Origin of the sequence: Bacillus sp. FJAT-49736 (assembly GCF_018343615.1) — a bacterium.
Lineage (GTDB): Bacteria > Bacillota > Bacilli > Bacillales > Bacillaceae_C > Margalitia.
Window position 1 is genome coordinate 422072 of the sequence record NZ_JAGYPI010000001.1, and the last position, 16942, is coordinate 439013.

Genomic DNA, 16942 nt, shown 5'->3' on the forward strand with positions numbered 1-16942 from the left:
ATATCATGGGAGGCTTCCTAATGAGACTAAAAGATATAGAAATTAATCCTAGTACTATGAAACTAGAAATTGATATAATGGAACAAAAGGGAAGTTTTGCCATAGTCGTTTGTGATGGAAAAGCTAGGATTGCTCCTCTTCCGGAACATGGTGAAACAAAGATTGTTACGCACCAGGGCAAGATTAAGCGTGTGAAGTGGGATGAGGGGGAAGAGTTTTGAGCAAAATCGATTTCATAACCAATTTAATTAGTGGAGCATTAGGTTCCTTTATCGGGGTATTAGGTGCTTTATGTATACAGTTGTTTGTATTTAAACATGAGAAATCGAAGGAAAGTAAAAACTTTAAAAAGTATATAAAATTATTAGAGAATGTCTATTTACAATTAAAGAAAGGATTCTATAGATCGGATCTAATTGAAAATTACTACAACGAAGCACATATAACAGGTAGAGTAATGGTGTTAGAAAAATTCATAATTAGGTTAAGAGAAGTACCTATGGAGTACATCCCAGATAAAAAAATAGAAACTTTTATTTTGCTTATCGAAGAAGTAGAAATTTCTAAAATTTATTATAGTAATTTATTGAAAGAAAATTATCATAAAGAATCTCTAATTAAACATATTCGGGAAAATTATGATACTATTTTTGATTTATATGAAAAATTAATAAAATAGTTCTACCAGCCATCTGGAGGACACTGAATGACAGCTTTTTATTGCTGTTGTTTGGTGTCCTTTTTTAATTGTGAAAAGGGGATGAGAGAATGAGGAAGCCATTAAAAGACCAGCTAAAACAATGGGAGAAAAAGCATAAAGAAATTATCAGGAATAACCGTGAGATGAATAAAAAACGTAAATCAGAGCATTTGTCTGAAGAAGATATTAAAGAACTTATGGGGATAAACAGAACGATATATAGGCGTTGCAAAGGTGGAGCTTGGAGGAATAGATGATGAACGATAAAGAAATGGACATGTTCACTAGCGAAATAGATGATAGAAATCGAAAAGTCCTGGAACTTGCCGAGAAATTAGCAAATGTATATCCAGTTTCAGTAGAAGAAGCAATGTACTATATTGAGAAAGCAATTATTGGGAATGGGAATTTGTATGAAGGAATAAAAAAGGTTTGGAATGAAATAGCACAAGCTTTTAAAGAGATTGCTAGATTTTTGTTAGACGATTGCAAATATGAAGATAAGAAAAAATGGTCGATTAATTGGGATACACGAAAGAAAAGCCAAGTGATTCTGAATAAACCTAAATTTTTTATGCGGAAGGTGATTCGATGAATAGGAAAGAGATCGAGAATATCCTAAAGGACTACCATTGGATGATAAACTCTATTCAAGAATTACGAAAATCGATGATGTCAGCCGGAGAAGGCTTAACTGCACAATACGGTATTGAAGCATCATTGCCAAAGCCAAAAGGTACTACAGGGGATCCTATTTATCGTGAAATTATTAGGCGTGAAAAAAGGCATGCTGTTATCAATAAATATAAAGCAAAAATATCTGTTATCCAGGATCGTTTACATTTGATAAAGGATGATCGTGAGCTTGAGGTATTACATTGGCTACTCGAGGGAAAGAGTTATCGCTGGATTGCTCTTCATATGGGGTTATCCCATTCACATATTAAAAGGCTAAGGGATAGTATCATAGGACAAATGTGTGAAACAGATGTTCCAAATGTTCCAAAAGAACCAGTTTTGTTATAACACCACCACCACTGTTATAATGGGAGGCAGGACGGTGCGGAAAAATATTCCTGGCCGGTAAATAGACTTTTGATGAAAAGCTCCACCTTTCGGTGGGGTTTTTAAATATCATTGATAAAAGTAAAAAATAATGATTTATCAATTATAAATTAAATTAATATAGATATAATAATATTGTAAGGTATTACAAAATGAAATGCCCCAGTAAACGCCAATAAACTAGAGCATTTCATAAATGTTAGGTCAACTCAAAAAAAGAATAATGATAAAAATCAATACTTCTTTATCGATTTTTATTATCATGATAGCTCCTCCTTTCTAAGGATATTATCCTTCTGAAGGTTAGGAGTTATTCATGATTGTTTTTATGTAAAGGTATTTTGCCTCCTTTTGTCGTATTCTGTAGATAGAGGGGGGGATTAAAAGTGGATATGAATAACGGAGAACTTATAGTTGATTATAGTGATTTGTTAGATGTTCAAGAAATGTTACACAGAGGGACTGATTTAAAAGGATGTATTGAGACCATTTTTATCATAAATGGGCAGGAACCAAAATACGTTCAAAATGTAAAAATTTCATCTGAACCAAATGAACATCAAAGACCTTTTGTTGAAATGGTTTTAAAGGAAATAAATGAATATATTAATAACAAACGAATACTTGCTGGAGGTGGGTGAGATGTAGATGCCTAATTGGGATGAGATAAGAAAAGAATTCGAATCAACAAAAATTACGCTGGCTACATTGGCAGAAAAATATGATGTGAAATTAGGCACATTAAAAAGTAGGAAAAGTCGTGAAGGTTGGTCTAGGGGATCTCCAAAAAAAGATGCAACCAAAAGCAAAAAGGTTGCAACCATTAACAAGAAGGATGCAACCGTGAAAAGAGAAATAAAACAAGAAAAAGAGCCTTTTGTTGAATCAGGTGAATTAACTGATAAACAGAGGCTTTTTTGTATTTACTACGTTAAATCTTTCAATGCCACACAGTCCGCAATTAAGGCTGGCTATGCGGTAGATAGTGCCCATGTTACTGGAAGCCAGTTACTAAGAAATCCTAAGGTTGCTGCAGAAATAAAGCGTATTAAAGGAAATATGATGAATGAGCTTTATATTGATGCAATGGATGTCCTTCAAAAGTGGGTTAAAATAGCCTTTGCTGACATTACCGATTTTGCTACTTTCGGGAAAAAGGAAGTTGAAGCAATGGGGCCGTTTGGTCCAATCCAAGATGAAGATGGCAACCCGGTAATGGTTGAAGTGAACTATGTTGATTTTAAAGAATCATCTGAGGTAGATGGAAGTATCATTACAGAAGTTAAAAAGGGCAAAGATGGTGTATCCATTAAACTTGCAGACAAAATGAAAGCACTGGATAAGCTCTCACTTTACTTCGACTTGTTCCCGGATAAATTTAAACGGCAGATCGAGGAGGAAAAACTCAAAATTGCTCATCACAAAGTATTTAGTGACGATGACAATGATGAGTATGAGGATGATGGTTTTGAAGAGGCATTAGATGCAACAACTTCGGAGGTGTGGGGAAATGTTGACGACACAACCGAAGAAGCCAGTTAAGCAGTTTTCCTTTTTAACCAGTGCACCAAAAAAGAAGAAACCAGCTCCTTTTAAATTTCAGCCTTTTTCCATAAAGCAAAAGCAAGTATTAACTTGGTGGAGAAAAGGATCGCCTGTCAAAGATAAAGATGGCATAATCTGTGATGGTTCTGTTCGTGCTGGCAAAACAGTAGTAATGTCCCTTTCCTATGTCATGTGGGGAATGGACACTTTCAATGAAGTGAATCTCGGTATGGCAGGTAAGACGATTGGTTCTTTTCGTCGTAACGTAATCACTCCATTAAAAAGGATGCTAAAGTCACGAGGATATAAGGTCAAGGATCACCGAGCTGATAACTTTCTAATCGTTACTTATAAAGGCAAAACAAACTATTTTTATATTTTCGGTGGTAAGGATGAAGGCTCACAGGATCTTATCCAAGGTATCACATTAGCTGGAATGTTTTTTGATGAAGTGGCATTAATGCCTCAGTCATTTGTTAACCAAGCAACAGCTCGTTGTTCTGTAGATGGTGCAAAGTTCTGGTTTAACTGCAACCCGGCTGGACCATATCATTGGTTCAAACTTGAATATTTGGACCAATTAAAAGAAAAGAATATGCTGCACATCCATTTTACGATGGATGATAATCTTTCTCTTTCCCATCAGACAAAAGAACGTTACAAGAGAATGTATAAAGGCATTTTCTTTAAACGTTATATCCTCGGGTTATGGGTACTTGCGGAAGGTGTAATCTATGACATGTTTGACAAAGATAAGCATGTCGTTACTACTGTGGAAAGGAAATATTCCAAGTACTATGTATCTATCGATTACGGAACTCAAAACCCAACGACATTTGGTCTTTGGGGTCTTAGTGATGGAGTCTGGTATAAAACCAAAGAATATCACTATGATGGTAGGCAGAAGAGCAAGCAAAAAACGGATCAGGAATATCTAGAGGATTTACAGGAGTTTGTTAATGGTGCTGATAATTTAAAAGGCATCATCGTGGATCCGTCAGCTGCATCTTTTATTGCACTTCTTAAGAAAAATAGATTCAAAGTTTTAAAGGCTAAAAACGATGTGCTGGACGGTATTCGGAATCTTGCCAGTGCATTAATCGATGGATTAATCAAATACAATGATTGTTGCAAGGAAACATTTCGTGAATTTTCCTCTTATATTTGGGATGAGAAGGCAGCTGAGCGCGGAGAGGATAAGCCGGTTAAGCAGAATGATCACCAAATGGATGGCGATAGGTATTTCGTTAATACAGTTATTTTCAATAAAAATAAACTAATGTCGATGGATAAAAAGGTACTTGGCTTGTAGGGGGTGACTATTATAGAAAAAATCAAAATAGCCAAAAATACAGAAATCACAGGTAAACTTATTTCTAACATAATTCAAAAATGGGGTAAAAATCCGATCGATCGTTTTGAAAAGCTCGAAGGATATTATCAAGGAGAACACGATATTCTCAATCGTACTGTGCCTGATGGTAAGCCAAACAATAAATTAGTTATCAATTATGCAAAACTGATAACAATTAATGCTACAAGTTATTTTTTGGGAATTCCTGTCACATACGAAAGTGATAAAAACGATTTTCTTCAAAAAGTTTTTGAAATATTGGATGACAATGTAGAAGAAGATGTTAATTTTGAGCATGGGAAATATATGAGTATCAGTGGAGTATCATATGAATTGATTTACGCGGACGAGAATGCAAATGTTCGCTTTAAAAAATTAGACTGTAAAACTATAATTCCTGTTTATTCAGATGATATAAATGAAGAGCTAATCCTTGTCATTCGACACTATGAAACTGAAGATATTGTTAATAATAAAAAAATTGATAAGGCTGATGTTTATACAGATACTGAAATTATTGAATTTGAATCATCAAATGGAGCTTATACTGAAACGTTTAGATCAGACCATTATTTTGGTGATGTTCCAGTAGTAGAGTATCTAAATAACGAAGAAAGACTAGGCGATTTTGAAATAGTGTTGTCTCTGATTGATGCTTATAATAAAGCGCAATCAGATACTGCTAACGATTTTGAGGAATTCACAGATGCATATCTTGCTTTGACTGGAATGGAAGGTACAGAGCCGGAAGACATTGATGAACTAAAAGAAAAGCGTGTTTTGTTGGTTCCTGAAAATGGGAAAGCCGATTGGTTAATTAAAACTATCAATGATACAGCAACTGAAAATTATAAAAGTAGGTTGCAGGACGATACGCACCGTATCAGCCAAGTTCCTGATTTAACAGATGAGAAATTTGCCGGGAATGTTTCCGGTGAGGCTATGAAGTATAAATTGTGGGGTCTCGAACAAATAACAGCTACTAAAGAAAGGAAGTTTAAAACAGCACTTATCAAGCGCATCCGTCTTATTACTAACTTTCTTAATATTAAAGGTTCTCAATATGACTATAACGATATCAATCTAAAATTCCATAGAAATATTCCGAAGAACCTTCTGGAGCTTGTTAGTACTGTAAAAGACTTAAGTGGAATTGTTAGTGAAAAAACACAACTAAGCCTACTTCCATTCATTGATGATGTTGATGCCGAAATGAAACGTAAAGAAAATGAAAAGAAAGAATTCCTATCAAAAGACCCTTATCAACAATTAGGCTCTAATAGCGGTGGTAATGAATGAAACCGGAAAAGTATTGGCAGAAGAGAGCAGAACAGGTTGCTGCAGCTCAACATGATAAAGCAGATAAATATGTCGAAGATTTATTTCGGGAATATAATAACGCCATAAATAGTATTCAAAGAGATATCGAGGTTTTTTATCATCGATTTGCTGTTAATAATGAAATCTCCTTTTCGGAAGCTCGTAAAATACTAACAAATAGTGAACTAGATGAATTTCGAATATCCTTAGAAGATTTCATTTCAAAAGCGAAGGATAATGTTGATGGACAGTGGACGAAAACCTTAAATAATGCCTATTACAAAAGCCGAATAAGTAGATTTGAAGCATTGCAAATTCAGATTAGACAGCAGATTGAAATGTTAACTTACAACCAGAATAGTAACATGGAGGATCTGTTATCGGATGTTTATTCCAATACTTATTATCAAACAATATTTGAAGTTCAAAACGGATTGGAATTTGCTATTACCTTCGCAAAAGTTGATGAAAAGGCTGTAAAAAGAATAATCAATAAGCCATGGATTGATTCGAATTTCAGCAGTCGCATTTGGAATAACAAGGAGAAGCTGCTGCGGGAATTAGAAACCAACTTGTCACAAGCTTTTATACGTGGTGATAGCATTGATAGAACAGCTCAAACAATATCTAATCGAATGTATGTTAGTTATAGCAATGCTGCACGACTTGTCAGGACGGAAACAGCCCATATTGTTGGAGAAGCTACATTTGATGGCTATCGTGGCAGTGGTGTTGTTAAGTCTTATCAGTTTCTAGCAACATTAGACAGTAGGACAAGTCATATTTGCCAGTCCATGGATGGCAAAGTTTTTAAACTAAGTGAAAAAGAAGAAGGTGTAAATTATCCACCTCTTCATGTTAATTGCCGATCTACTACAGTTGCATATTTTGGAGATGAGGAAATTTCGGCTAGGATTGCTAGAGATGATAAAGGAACATATGAAGTTCCATCCAACATGACTTATCAACAATGGAAAAGAAAGTATGTGGACAGTCGCTAATGCGGCTTTTTATTTTTGATAAAATCTGCAACTTTCAGGCTCGTACTGTAAGGGGCAAAAGGAGGAAATTAAATGTATAGAATGATTGCAGGCAGGCTTGTAGGGGTTCCGTTGATGAGCCCAGATGGAGGAACAGGTGGCGGTGCAACAGGGAGTACAGGCGAAGGAGCAGGAGCTAGCACTGGACAAAGTGGAGCAGCAGATGGTAGCGAATCTGGTTCCGGAACAGGTGGTACTGATTCTGAGATTCCAAAAACAAAAGAGGAATTACAGAAACTCTTACAGAGCGAAGCCGATAAACGTGTTACTAGTGCTTTAAAAACAGCTCAAGAAAAATGGGAACTCGAGTACAAGCAAAAGCTTGAAGCTGAAAAAGCCGAGGCAGAAAAGCTTGCTAAAATGTCAGCTGCAGAAAAGGAGCAGGCACTTCTTGAAAAACAAAAAAAGGATATTGCTGATAGAGAAAGGGCTATTCAACAGAAAGAACTTAAACTTGAAACAATTAAAATCCTAAATGACAAGAAATTGCCAATTGATTTTGCTGATTTATTACTGGCCGACGATGCTGATAAAACAAAAGGCAATGTCGATACGTTTGAAAAGGCATTTCGTGATGCAGTTGAAAAAGCTGTTGTAGAACGGCTAAAAGGTTCGACTCCAGGTTCAGGAGGAGCTACTGCTAAAGCAGGAGAGTATGGAAAGAAAGTCGCAGAAGCTTTTTCTCAAAAAAATGATGAGCTTGAGAAAGCAAGAAAATCCTATTTTGGATAAGGAGGAAGATGAAATATGAGTAAATTTGTTCAAACAAGCTACGGAAATAAAAAAGATATTTTAAAATTTCCAGATCACTATGTAAATGTAGCGGTCACAGTGGACGATACCGGCATTACAGCTAATGCAGAAGGTAAAAAGATTGTGCCTGCAGGTACGATACTTGGCGGTGGAGTTCTAGCTGATCCAACCAAAAAAGCTAAGAAAGATAATACCGCAACGGCAGAAGGTGTGCTATTTAATGATGTTGAAGTAACATATGGTCCAGCGCCGGGAGCTATGTTAATTCATGGTTTTGTGGACTTAAACAAGCTTCCGACTGCACCATCTACGGATGCAATTGCAGCATTAAAACAAATTACATTTTTAAAATAATTTCTTAAAGTAGAAAGGATTGATTATATGCCAACAATTTTTGAATTAGTAAATGCAGAGAATATTGCAACGTATTATCAGAATAACCCATCCAATTCTGCACCATATCTGGGTGCTACTCTTTTCCCAGCTAAAAAGCAACTTGGTTTAGACTTAAGCTGGATTAAAGGTTCAAAAGGGCTGCCAGTCGCTTTAATGCCTTCAGAATTTGATGCAAAAGCGACTGTCCGTGATCGTATTGGATTCGATAAAATTCAAACAGAAATGCCGTTTTTCAGAGAATCAATGCGAATTGGGGAAAAGGATCGTCAGGAATTAAATCGTCTCCTTGCCTCTAATCTCGACAGTATGGTTATGCCATTGATAAATAACATCTATGATGATGTTGCGAATCTAGTAAATGGGGCACAGGTGCAACCTGAAAGAATGATTATGCAGCTCTTATCAACAGGTAAAATTAGTATCACAGCCAATCGTTTAAATTACGATTACGATTACAAAATGTCTGATGAGCACAAAGAAACATTAACAGGAACCGCAGCTTGGGCTGATACGGATAACTCTGATCCAATAGGGGATATTTTGAAATGGCAGGATAAAGTAGAAGAAGATACTGGTGTTCGTCCAACAAATGCAATCTTAACTCGGAAAACCTTCAGTTATTTACTCAAAAATAAAAGCATTCGTTTGGATATGAATCCACTTGGCGGTCAAAACATTATTATGACAGATTCTATGCTAAAACAGTATTTACAAACAAAATTAGGTTTATCTGTCGCAGTGTATACTAAGAAATTTGCATTGCAGGATGGTTCTACAAGTTTATTTTATCCGGATGACTATTTTACCTTAATTCCAGATGGGACACTCGGTAATACTTATTATGGTACTACACCTGAAGAAAGTGATTTGATGACAGGTAACACATCAGCTGATGTCCGTATTGTGAATACAGGTGTCGCGATCACAACAGTTAAAGAGCCGCATCCAGTAAATGTTGAAACAATTGTTTCTGCAATTACTCTTCCAAGCTTCGAAACTATCGATAACATATTTATTGCAAAAGTAAACTAATGAGGGGAAATTCGCCCCTCTATTTTTATGAAAGGTGGATGAACTAATGTCCAAGAGTAAAGAAAAACAACTAAAAAATGAGAATGAAAGTACTCTTGAATTCGAAGAAATCACTGAAACCTCAAAACTATCTGAGACAAAGCAAGAGAATGAGGAAATCGAAAATGATGATGAAGAATTAGACGCTGAAAATGAAACATTTGAAATTGTATTTAAATCAAATGTTAATCATAACGGTACACGATATAGAAAAGGCGAATCATTAGAGGTATCGGAAGTAGAATACGCTGTTCTTTTAAAAGCCGGTGTAATTGATGCTGAATAAAGTTCTTGAAATCGTTAAGCGCCGTCTCAAAATAATTGATACATCTCTTGACGATTTGATCAATGACTACATTGAGCAAATTGAGTGGAAAATTAGGCTCTACTGTAATATAAGCGAAGTTCCAGAAGCATTAAAGTTTGTCTGGGCTTCCATGACCATTGATATCCTTCGTATTGAACACCCAAATGAGGAAGCCATTGCAAATACAGTTGCTGAATCGGTTAATAGCGTTAAATTAGGTGATACAAGTATTGCTTACGGAAATAAAGGAACTGATATTACCAATACTTCTAAGGCAAGTTTAGATGATATTGTCCTTAATTATAGTCATGAGCTTAATCGTTTCCGGAGGTTAAGGTGCATATGAACTATGTCCGTCAACGAAAAGCGATTGAAAAACTATATGAAGATAAGGCAACAATCAGTAGATTTCAAGATTTTGAAACTGATTGGGGCGAGACTCGGAATAATATAGTACCAATTTATACAGATCAAACTTGCAGATTATCGCAAAGAACACTCCCATCAAATGGACAAAGCGACACCATAAATAGCATTCTATATGAAACTAAAGTTTTCATAGCACCTGAACTTGAAATTAAGCAGGGTGATACTATTGAAGTTTTACACAACGGCTTAATAAAAACGTACACAGCTGGAGAACCATTTACTTATCCAACTCATCAAGAAATTAGCCTGCAAAGGAATGAAAAGGCATAATGGCTTCTGGTGGATTTGAATTTGAAGAGGTTGTAAGATTAGCCAAACGATTTCAAAAGGCAATTGATGAAAGAATTGTAGAACGATTCATAAGGGGATTTTTATTAGAAATGGCATACCGAGCTGAAGCGAAAATGAAACGTCGCACACCGGTGAATACAGGTGATCTAAGACGTAAATGGACAGTAGGTAATATAGAGAGACAAGGAAGTTCATATGTTGTTGAAATCTTTAACAATCTTGATTATGCAAGTTTTGTTGAATATGGTTTTCGTAGTCATTTTGTGCCAGGTAAGTGGGAAGGAAAACAGTTCCGTTATATTCAAGGATATAATCCTCCTAGCGGAGAGCCAGGCGGAATGTACGTTGGTCCTAAGAATGGATGGGTGGAAGGTAAGTTTATGATGACAATATCGATGAAGGAAATAGAACGAGAGCTACCCAGGTACCTCGAACAGAAACAAGCTCAATTAATCAATGAAATCATGAATGGCCGCCCTACAGGAGGTGGAAACAACACTTGATTACTATAAATGATATTAGTAAATCATTAATTTCCACTTTAAAAAAGAATTTTCCTCAAACAAGAGTATATGGTGAAGAAATTAAACAGGGATTTCAAGATCCTTGTTTTTTTGTGAAGTTTTTTCCTGTTTCTCAAGAAAGGGAATTTAGAGATAGATATAAAAGGTATCACTCTTTTGATATTCATTATTTTTCAGATTCGAAATTTCCGAATGATGATATGGGACAGGTTGCAGAAACTTTATACCAAGCAATGGAATATTTACCGGTTAAAAACGGAATTTGTAGAGGAACCAAAATGAAAAACGAAACAATTGATGGTGTACTCCATTTTTATGTTGATTATGATTTTCATGTTATTAAGGAAAGGGCACCAGGAATTATGATGAAATCAATAGAACAAGGAGGTTTTCTCCGTGAGTAATCAAAAAGCTGCAACTTATACAAAAGATCAATTTTTACTTTCTATCAAATTTGCAAAGCATAAAGATTTAATTAATGCGCTTTTAAATAAGGACGAAAAATATACGACTTCTCAAGTTGAAAAGCTTATCAATGATTTTCTAAAAAAGGTGGTTAAATAAATGGCTGGAGGTACATGGTTATATCAAAATAAGGTAAGACCAGGTGTGTATATTAATTTCGAAAGTGAGCCTCAAACTATTGGCGCATTAGGAGAACGTGGAATTGCCACTATGGCGCTTTTAATGAGTTGGGGCCCATCTAAAGAAGTAATTGAGATTGAAGCCGGAGAAAATGTGAAAGAAAAACTTGGCTTTAATTTAGCGGATAATGAATTATTACTTATTCGTGAATGTTTGAAAAGAGCTAAAAAGCTTTTGTTATACAGATTAAATATAGGAACAAAAGCAACAGCATCATTAGATACGATGATAGTCACAGCAAAGTACGGAGGTCAGAGAGGAAATAACCTTTCTGTTGTTGTACAAGCAAATATTGATGATCAAACCAAATATGATGTACGAACTTTTCTTGATGGAACAGAGGTAAGCTTGCAAACTGTTTCGGAAATAAGTGAATTAGAGAGTGATTGGGTTATTTTTTCTGGAACAGCATTAAAGGAAACAGCAGGATTAACTTTAACAGGTGGGACTGATGGGGTTGTAACGAATCAAGATCATACGGATTATCTAAATGCAATAGAAGTATATGAATTTAATGCTATTGGTCTTACTTCAACAGATGAAACATTAAAATCATTATATACTTCATTTACAAAGCGTCTTCGTGAGGAAGAAGGATACAAAATCCAATTAATCGTTACTAATTTTCCAACTGCTGATTCCGAAGCTGTAATTTCAGTGAAAAATGGTGTTGTCTTATCAGATGGGACAAAGTTATCTCCATCAGAAGCTGTTGCTTGGGTAACCGGTGCTACTGCAGGTGCAAATGTGAATGAATCATTAACATATCAAGCATATGATGATGCAGTTGATGTTGTACCGCGGTATACAAATTCTCAAATTATTGCTGCTCTAAAGAATGGTGAATTTGTTTTCACATTAAATAATGGGAAGGTAATAGTTGAACAAGATATCAATACATTGAAAAGCTTTACTCCAAAAAAGAGTAAACAGTTCTCAAAAAATCGTGTTGTTCGTGTATTAGATGAAATCGGAAATGGATTGAAACGGATTTTTGATGATTTTTATATAGGCAAAGTAGATAACAATGCTGACGGTCGAAATCTATTAAAAAATGAATGTAATTCTTTCATGGGAACTCTCCAGGGGATAAATGCTATTCAAAATTTTGATTCTCAGAATGATGTTTCCGTTATTAAGGGTAGCGATTCTGATAGTGTTTATGCTGAAGTCTATGCCCAACCTGTTGATTCTATTGAAAAAATATATATGAAAGTAATATCTGCCTAATTTAATGTAAGGGAGTGAAAACGATGGGCTTTTTAAAAGCTGGCGATACAATCAGCGGTCAAGAAGGTCGTGCCTATGCCACCATTAACGGACAAGTAGAAGAAATGTTTTACGTTAAAAAGCTGGAAGCAAAAGTTGAAAAAAATAAGACCGAGGTTAAAACACTTGGTAAACGAGGCATTCAGAATAAAACAAGTGGATGGAAAGGCTCCGGGAACATGACCATTTACTATGTTACATCTCGATTTAGAGAAATTATGCTTGAATATATTAAGAACGGAAAGGATACGTATTTCGATATTCAAATCGTGAATGAGGATCCTACTTCAACTATTGGAAAACAAACAGTAGTATTGAAAAATGTAAACTTGGATAGTGTCATCATTGCCAAAATTGATACAGATTCTGAGAGCATGGATGAAGATACAGATTTTACATTCGACGATGTAGATCTATTAGATAGCTTTACTCAACCGACTCTTGGCTAAACTATGAGCATCTTTTATGGTGCTCTTTTTATATTTTATATATTGGAGGTTTTTTAAGGATGAATGAATTACAAGCTTTTTTTGCTGAGAACGTAAGTGTAGGTGTAACAGAGGATTTCGTTATTTCGGAACGATTTAAGGACAAAGATGGAAATCCAATCAAGTGGAAACTGCGTGCACTTAATGAATCGGAAAACGAGGAAATACGAAAATCTGCAACCAAACGAACAAAAATGAAAAAGAACCTCTATTTGCCTGAGGTTGATAATAATGAATATATGGCTAAGTTAGCAGCAGCAAGCGTTGTTTTTCCCGATTTAAAAAATGCGGATCTACAAAAATCATATGGTGTTTTAGGGGCAGAAAATTTACTTAAGAAAATGCTTCTATCCGGGGAATATGGAGTACTTATCGAAAAAGTTCAAGAAATTAACGGTTTTGATAATGATATCAATGATCTTAAGGAAGACATAAAAAACTAATTGAGGAAGGTGATGGTGAATGGAACTATGCTTACTTCGCCTTCCATAAACGAAATATTTTGCCGCAAGATTTAGCAAAGATGAGTCTTAAAGAACGAGCAGCCATCTACGCTTTAATCGATGTGTATATCAAGAATATGCCTAAAGTGAAAAAGTAACAAGCAAAGACAGGAAAATATTTAATTTTAAACTATGATTCAAATGAAGAAATTAAAGTAATTGGATCTAATTTATTCGATTTTAAACAAGCAAGTTCAATTGCTAACCAGGTTAATAAAGTAAGTATTGCTCTATCTAAATCAGTTGATGGAACGATAGAAATATAACTCTTGTAGATTACTAAAACACTCAAATTACTTGGGTGTTTTTTTGGTGGTGAAATAATGGCGACAGTTACGTCCACATTAAAAATGTTTGATGCATTTTCTGGACCTTTAAAACAGGTAACTCAAGCAATGAATTTAACGATTTCAGCTATGAATCAACTAAACAATGCTACTACTTCCAATGAGCAAGTCACAAGAACTTTAGCAAACGCACAGAGGCAATTAGCAAGTGCAGAAGCAAGTTTAAGTCGAGCGACAAATGATATTTCTAATCAACAAACTCAATTAAACAATAGAGTTCGTGATGGAACAAGAAGCATGGGAGAATATGCAACATCCATCCTTTCTGCTGTAGGTGCGTATAAATTATTTAGTTCAGCGAAGAGTTTCCTTTCCGACATTTTTTCTAGAGGTATAGATTTTAATGCTTTTAGACAAAGTTCCACTGTGGCATTTACAACATTTTTAGGTGATGCAAAAAAGGCGAAAAAATATATGGATGATGTCCTTGCCTTTGCCAAAACAACACCTTTTGCCTATCCTGATTTATTAACAGCTGGAAGAAATATGATTGCATTTGGTATGGATGCTGAGAACACACTTCCTGTATTGAAAGCATTGGGTGATGCTACAGCAGGTATTGGAGGTAGCAATCAAGAGTTAATGCAAATTGCGGATGCTTTTGGTTCAATTCAGGTGGCAGGTTTTTTGTCGATGGAAGAAATTAATCGATTAAACGCTCACGGTATACCGGCATTAAAAATATTAGCAAATCAATTTGGAATTACTGCTGCCGAAATGAAAAAGAAAATAAGTTCTGGTACCATCGGTGCAGAAACAGCTATTTTCGGATTAGTAAAGGGTATTGAAAATGGAACTAACGGACTAGCAGGACAAACCGCAAAATTCGGTGGATTAATGGAGCAAAATAAAAAAACATGGAACGGTGCTATAGATTCTCTGAATTCGGCTCGACGGAATGCTGGTGCCGAATTAATGGCTGGTTTTATGAAACCACTAACTAATTCCATAGCTAATGTAACAAACTTTTTCAAGAAATTACCTACCTATATTGGCCCAGCTGTCCAAGCCTTTACTCCATTAATTAATAAAATTAATAAGGCATTTGAAGAAGGAAAATTTAAGTCATTCTTTCAAACATTAAGTATTGGATTCACAATCGTATCCAATGTAATAGCCGGTGTTTTAAGTAGTTTAGTAGATCTAGCTGCTTGGGTTTCTCAAAATAAACCGATATTAATTGCAAGTATGACAGCTATTAGTGGAGTTGCATTAACTGCTTTTGCAATGATGACAAGAGCACTTTGGGGAATGATTGCACCAATCTTAGCTCAAGCAGCTGCATGGGCAATAGCATATTGGCCAGTTACTCTTATCATCGGAATAATTTTTGCTTTGATTGGTGTGATGAAATATTTTGGTTTTTCAAATAAAGAAATTTTAGGATATGTTGGTGGCGCATTCTATTCCCTTTTTGCTCTTGTATATGATGGTATCGCAATCTTGTGGAATAATTTTGCAACATTTGCTGAATTTTTAATGAATGTTCTAAGAGATCCAGTCTATGCAGTAAAAAAATTATTTTATGACCTAGCGAAAAACTCTATAGATCAAATATCTGCCCTTGCAGGTTCTTTTCAAAATGCTGCGAATTTTCTTGGAGATGTATTTGTTAAAGGAGCAAATATTGCAATAGGAGCTATAAATAAAGTTATTTCTGCAATGAATCATATCCCTGGAGTCAAGCTTGGTACGGTTGGAAAACTGGATGGAAATGCTGGCCAAGGTATAACAGATGCTTTTAATGCTTTAGCACATAAATTAAAAAAACCAACCACTGATAAAGAAGTAGTTCAAATTAAAAGAATGCAACTGAAGAGTATTCCGGATGCATTTCAGACAGGTTATAGTGCCGGGAAAAAACTTACTTCGATCTTCGATGATTTTTCCAAAAAAGAAAAAAAGAAAGATAAAATTACAATCGAATTTGATGATAAATCCAAAAAGGATATACCTAATATCGGTAAAGTTGGTAAGGTTGGCAAAATTGAAGATACTGTTGATATTTCAAGTGAGGATATCAAGAGAATGCGCGAATTAGCTGAAATGAAATCAATTCAAAATTTTGTTACATTAAAACCTACTGTAAGTGTTCAAACAGGTGATGTTCGTCATGAAGCAGATATCAACACTATCATTCGCAAAATTGAGGAATCATTAGAACAAGAAATCGCTTCCTCTGCTAAGGGGGTGTATAGCAATTGAGCGAATATGGGATATGGCTAAGTTACAATAATGAAAAAGAAGGGTTTCAGTTTCCTGAGAACCCTCCTGAAATTGAATTTAAGGACAGTAGTAATAATACAATCCATAATATATCGAATATTGGAGAAATAAATGTAATAAAGGACCCGAAATTAACTGATATTACATTCAGTGGGAACTTTCCTGCATCCAACCATCCTTATGTTGTAACGGATAAGTTATTGTCTCCTAAAAAATATAAAGATTATATTAATAAATGGAAAGCTTCAAAAAAGCCAATTCGCTTTATTTATACCGGTTCTACTTTTGATATTAATATTTTAGTAAGTATTGAGGAATTCACATATAAGGAATCTGGTGGGTCTGTAGGTGATATAGAATATACTATTTCCTTGAAAAAATATGTATCCTATGCCGCCCAAAAGGTCAAAATTGCAAAGTCTTCATCCAAAAAATCATCATCCAAAAAAAATGTCGCAATTAAAAGTAGCAAAACAAGGTCAAATAATAAGCAGCAACCAAAAGTATATAAGCTAGTAAAAGGTGATTCACTTTGGAAAGTTGCACAAAAATTTCTCGGTTCTGGATCTAGATGGCCAGAAATTCAGAAGTTAAATAATATACCAACATCAAAGTTAAAAAAATTACCTATCGGAATGTCTATTAAAATTCCACCGAAATAGAGTGATG

The 16942-nt window shown here is 35.1% G+C and carries 24 protein-coding genes; all 24 read left to right on the forward strand.

Annotation, left to right across the window (positions count from 1 at the left end):
• The first annotated feature begins 20 nt into the window (after nt 1-20).
• Nucleotides 21-221: an XtrA/YqaO family protein gene (locus tag KHA87_RS02350; RefSeq protein ID WP_213092500.1), complete on the forward strand. Its 201-nt coding sequence runs from the start codon at nt 21-23 to the stop codon at nt 219-221.
• Nucleotides 218-679: a hypothetical protein gene (locus KHA87_RS02355; protein WP_213092501.1), complete on the forward strand. Its 462-nt coding sequence runs from the start codon at nt 218-220 to the stop codon at nt 677-679. The genes KHA87_RS02350 and KHA87_RS02355 overlap by 4 nt, the downstream gene beginning before the upstream one ends.
• An 89-nt stretch (nt 680-768) precedes the next feature.
• Nucleotides 769-957: a hypothetical protein gene (locus KHA87_RS02360; protein ID WP_213092502.1), complete on the forward strand. Its 189-nt coding sequence runs from the start codon at nt 769-771 to the stop codon at nt 955-957.
• The gene (locus tag KHA87_RS02365) at nt 954-1295 is read left to right on the forward strand and encodes a hypothetical protein (RefSeq protein WP_213092503.1); all 342 of its coding nucleotides are present in this window, start codon (nt 954-956) and stop codon (nt 1293-1295) included. The genes KHA87_RS02360 and KHA87_RS02365 overlap by 4 nt, the downstream gene beginning before the upstream one ends.
• Complete coding sequence (locus KHA87_RS02370) at nt 1292-1726, forward strand: helix-turn-helix transcriptional regulator (protein WP_213092504.1); 435 nt, start codon at nt 1292-1294, stop codon at nt 1724-1726. The genes KHA87_RS02365 and KHA87_RS02370 overlap by 4 nt, the downstream gene beginning before the upstream one ends.
• 425 nt (nt 1727-2151) lie before the next feature.
• Nucleotides 2152-2406 (forward strand): hypothetical protein, encoded by a 255-nt coding sequence (locus KHA87_RS02375; protein ID WP_213092505.1) that lies wholly within the window; start codon nt 2152-2154, stop codon nt 2404-2406.
• A 7-nt stretch (nt 2407-2413) separates the two neighbouring features.
• On the forward strand, nt 2414-3307 hold the full coding sequence (locus tag KHA87_RS22345; RefSeq protein ID WP_213092506.1) for a terminase small subunit: 894 nt from the start codon (nt 2414-2416) through the stop codon (nt 3305-3307).
• Nucleotides 3276-4622 carry a PBSX family phage terminase large subunit gene (locus KHA87_RS02385; RefSeq protein WP_213092507.1) on the forward strand — a complete coding sequence of 449 codons (1347 nt, stop codon included), beginning with the start codon at nt 3276-3278 and terminating at the stop codon, nt 4620-4622. Before KHA87_RS22345 ends, KHA87_RS02385 begins: the two co-directional genes overlap by 32 nt.
• Nucleotides 4623-4625: 3 nt before the next feature.
• Nucleotides 4626-5963, forward strand: a complete 1338-nt coding sequence (locus KHA87_RS02390; protein ID WP_213092508.1) for a phage portal protein — start codon at nt 4626-4628, stop codon at nt 5961-5963.
• Entirely contained in the window at nt 5960-6985 is a 1026-nt protein-coding gene (locus tag KHA87_RS02395; protein ID WP_213092509.1) for a minor capsid protein, read from the forward strand. Before KHA87_RS02390 ends, KHA87_RS02395 begins: the two co-directional genes overlap by 4 nt.
• A 72-nt stretch (nt 6986-7057) precedes the next feature.
• A complete protein-coding gene (locus KHA87_RS02400) occupies nt 7058-7756 on the forward strand; it encodes a DUF4355 domain-containing protein (RefSeq protein ID WP_213092510.1) in 699 nt (232 codons plus the stop codon).
• A 15-nt stretch (nt 7757-7771) separates the two neighbouring features.
• Nucleotides 7772-8131, forward strand: a complete 360-nt coding sequence (locus KHA87_RS02405; protein ID WP_213092511.1) for a hypothetical protein — start codon at nt 7772-7774, stop codon at nt 8129-8131.
• Between the two features lie 27 nt (nt 8132-8158).
• Nucleotides 8159-9205, forward strand: a complete 1047-nt coding sequence (locus tag KHA87_RS02410; RefSeq protein ID WP_213092512.1) for a major capsid protein — start codon at nt 8159-8161, stop codon at nt 9203-9205.
• 46 nt (nt 9206-9251) lie between these two features.
• Nucleotides 9252-9530: a DUF7210 family protein gene (locus KHA87_RS02415; RefSeq protein WP_213092513.1), complete on the forward strand. Its 279-nt coding sequence runs from the start codon at nt 9252-9254 to the stop codon at nt 9528-9530.
• A complete protein-coding gene (locus KHA87_RS02420) occupies nt 9520-9897 on the forward strand; it encodes a phage head-tail connector protein (protein WP_213092514.1) in 378 nt (125 codons plus the stop codon). Before KHA87_RS02415 ends, KHA87_RS02420 begins: the two co-directional genes overlap by 11 nt.
• Entirely contained in the window at nt 9894-10250 is a 357-nt protein-coding gene (locus KHA87_RS02425; protein ID WP_213092515.1) for an ABC transporter ATP-binding protein, read from the forward strand. Before KHA87_RS02420 ends, KHA87_RS02425 begins: the two co-directional genes overlap by 4 nt.
• A complete protein-coding gene (locus KHA87_RS02430; protein WP_213092516.1) occupies nt 10250-10774 on the forward strand; it encodes an HK97 gp10 family phage protein in 525 nt (174 codons plus the stop codon). The genes KHA87_RS02425 and KHA87_RS02430 overlap by 1 nt, the downstream gene beginning before the upstream one ends.
• Nucleotides 10771-11199 (forward strand): phage tail terminator family protein, encoded by a 429-nt coding sequence (locus KHA87_RS02435; protein WP_213092517.1) that lies wholly within the window; start codon nt 10771-10773, stop codon nt 11197-11199. Before KHA87_RS02430 ends, KHA87_RS02435 begins: the two co-directional genes overlap by 4 nt.
• Nucleotides 11192-11359 carry a hypothetical protein gene (locus tag KHA87_RS02440; RefSeq protein WP_213092518.1) on the forward strand — a complete coding sequence of 56 codons (168 nt, stop codon included), beginning with the start codon at nt 11192-11194 and terminating at the stop codon, nt 11357-11359. Before KHA87_RS02435 ends, KHA87_RS02440 begins: the two co-directional genes overlap by 8 nt.
• Nucleotides 11360-12670 carry a phage tail sheath family protein gene (locus KHA87_RS02445; RefSeq protein WP_213092519.1) on the forward strand — a complete coding sequence of 437 codons (1311 nt, stop codon included), beginning with the start codon at nt 11360-11362 and terminating at the stop codon, nt 12668-12670. It abuts the gene before it with no gap.
• 23 nt (nt 12671-12693) lie between these two features.
• Nucleotides 12694-13158 carry a phage tail tube protein gene (locus KHA87_RS02450; protein WP_213092520.1) on the forward strand — a complete coding sequence of 155 codons (465 nt, stop codon included), beginning with the start codon at nt 12694-12696 and terminating at the stop codon, nt 13156-13158.
• A gap of 59 nt (nt 13159-13217) precedes the next feature.
• A complete protein-coding gene (locus KHA87_RS02455) occupies nt 13218-13640 on the forward strand; it encodes a phage tail assembly chaperone (protein WP_213092521.1) in 423 nt (140 codons plus the stop codon).
• A 383-nt stretch (nt 13641-14023) separates the two neighbouring features.
• A complete protein-coding gene (locus KHA87_RS02460; protein ID WP_213092522.1) occupies nt 14024-16252 on the forward strand; it encodes a tape measure protein in 2229 nt (742 codons plus the stop codon).
• Nucleotides 16249-16935, forward strand: coding sequence for a LysM peptidoglycan-binding domain-containing protein (locus KHA87_RS02465; RefSeq protein ID WP_213092523.1), 687 nt, complete (start codon nt 16249-16251; stop codon nt 16933-16935). Before KHA87_RS02460 ends, KHA87_RS02465 begins: the two co-directional genes overlap by 4 nt.
• Nucleotides 16936-16942: the final 7 nt, after the last annotated feature.

What these genes read in the sequence shown, in the direction of transcription:
- KHA87_RS02460 (WP_213092522.1), top strand. Translation starts at nt 14,024, where the DNA reads ATGGCGACAGTTACGTCCACATTAAAAATGTTTGATGCATTTTCTGGA.
- KHA87_RS02430 (WP_213092516.1), top strand. Translation starts at nt 10,250, where the DNA reads ATGGCTTCTGGTGGATTTGAATTTGAAGAGGTTGTAAGATTAGCCAAA.
- KHA87_RS02360 (WP_213092502.1), top strand. Translation starts at nt 769, where the DNA reads ATGAGGAAGCCATTAAAAGACCAGCTAAAACAATGGGAGAAAAAGCAT.
- KHA87_RS02410 (WP_213092512.1), top strand. Translation starts at nt 8,159, where the DNA reads ATGCCAACAATTTTTGAATTAGTAAATGCAGAGAATATTGCAACGTAT.
- KHA87_RS02395 (WP_213092509.1), top strand. Translation starts at nt 5,960, where the DNA reads ATGAAACCGGAAAAGTATTGGCAGAAGAGAGCAGAACAGGTTGCTGCA.
- KHA87_RS02370 (WP_213092504.1), top strand. Translation starts at nt 1,292, where the DNA reads ATGAATAGGAAAGAGATCGAGAATATCCTAAAGGACTACCATTGGATG.
- KHA87_RS02405 (WP_213092511.1), top strand. Translation starts at nt 7,772, where the DNA reads ATGAGTAAATTTGTTCAAACAAGCTACGGAAATAAAAAAGATATTTTA.
- KHA87_RS02415 (WP_213092513.1), top strand. Translation starts at nt 9,252, where the DNA reads ATGTCCAAGAGTAAAGAAAAACAACTAAAAAATGAGAATGAAAGTACT.
- KHA87_RS02420 (WP_213092514.1), top strand. Translation starts at nt 9,520, where the DNA reads ATGCTGAATAAAGTTCTTGAAATCGTTAAGCGCCGTCTCAAAATAATT.
- KHA87_RS02385 (WP_213092507.1), top strand. Translation starts at nt 3,276, where the DNA reads ATGTTGACGACACAACCGAAGAAGCCAGTTAAGCAGTTTTCCTTTTTA.
- KHA87_RS02445 (WP_213092519.1), top strand. Translation starts at nt 11,360, where the DNA reads ATGGCTGGAGGTACATGGTTATATCAAAATAAGGTAAGACCAGGTGTG.
- KHA87_RS22345 (WP_213092506.1), top strand. Translation starts at nt 2,414, where the DNA reads ATGCCTAATTGGGATGAGATAAGAAAAGAATTCGAATCAACAAAAATT.
- KHA87_RS02455 (WP_213092521.1), top strand. Translation starts at nt 13,218, where the DNA reads ATGAATGAATTACAAGCTTTTTTTGCTGAGAACGTAAGTGTAGGTGTA.
- KHA87_RS02450 (WP_213092520.1), top strand. Translation starts at nt 12,694, where the DNA reads ATGGGCTTTTTAAAAGCTGGCGATACAATCAGCGGTCAAGAAGGTCGT.
- KHA87_RS02365 (WP_213092503.1), top strand. Translation starts at nt 954, where the DNA reads ATGATGAACGATAAAGAAATGGACATGTTCACTAGCGAAATAGATGAT.
- KHA87_RS02350 (WP_213092500.1), top strand. Translation starts at nt 21, where the DNA reads ATGAGACTAAAAGATATAGAAATTAATCCTAGTACTATGAAACTAGAA.
- KHA87_RS02400 (WP_213092510.1), top strand. Translation starts at nt 7,058, where the DNA reads ATGTATAGAATGATTGCAGGCAGGCTTGTAGGGGTTCCGTTGATGAGC.
- KHA87_RS02425 (WP_213092515.1), top strand. Translation starts at nt 9,894, where the DNA reads ATGAACTATGTCCGTCAACGAAAAGCGATTGAAAAACTATATGAAGAT.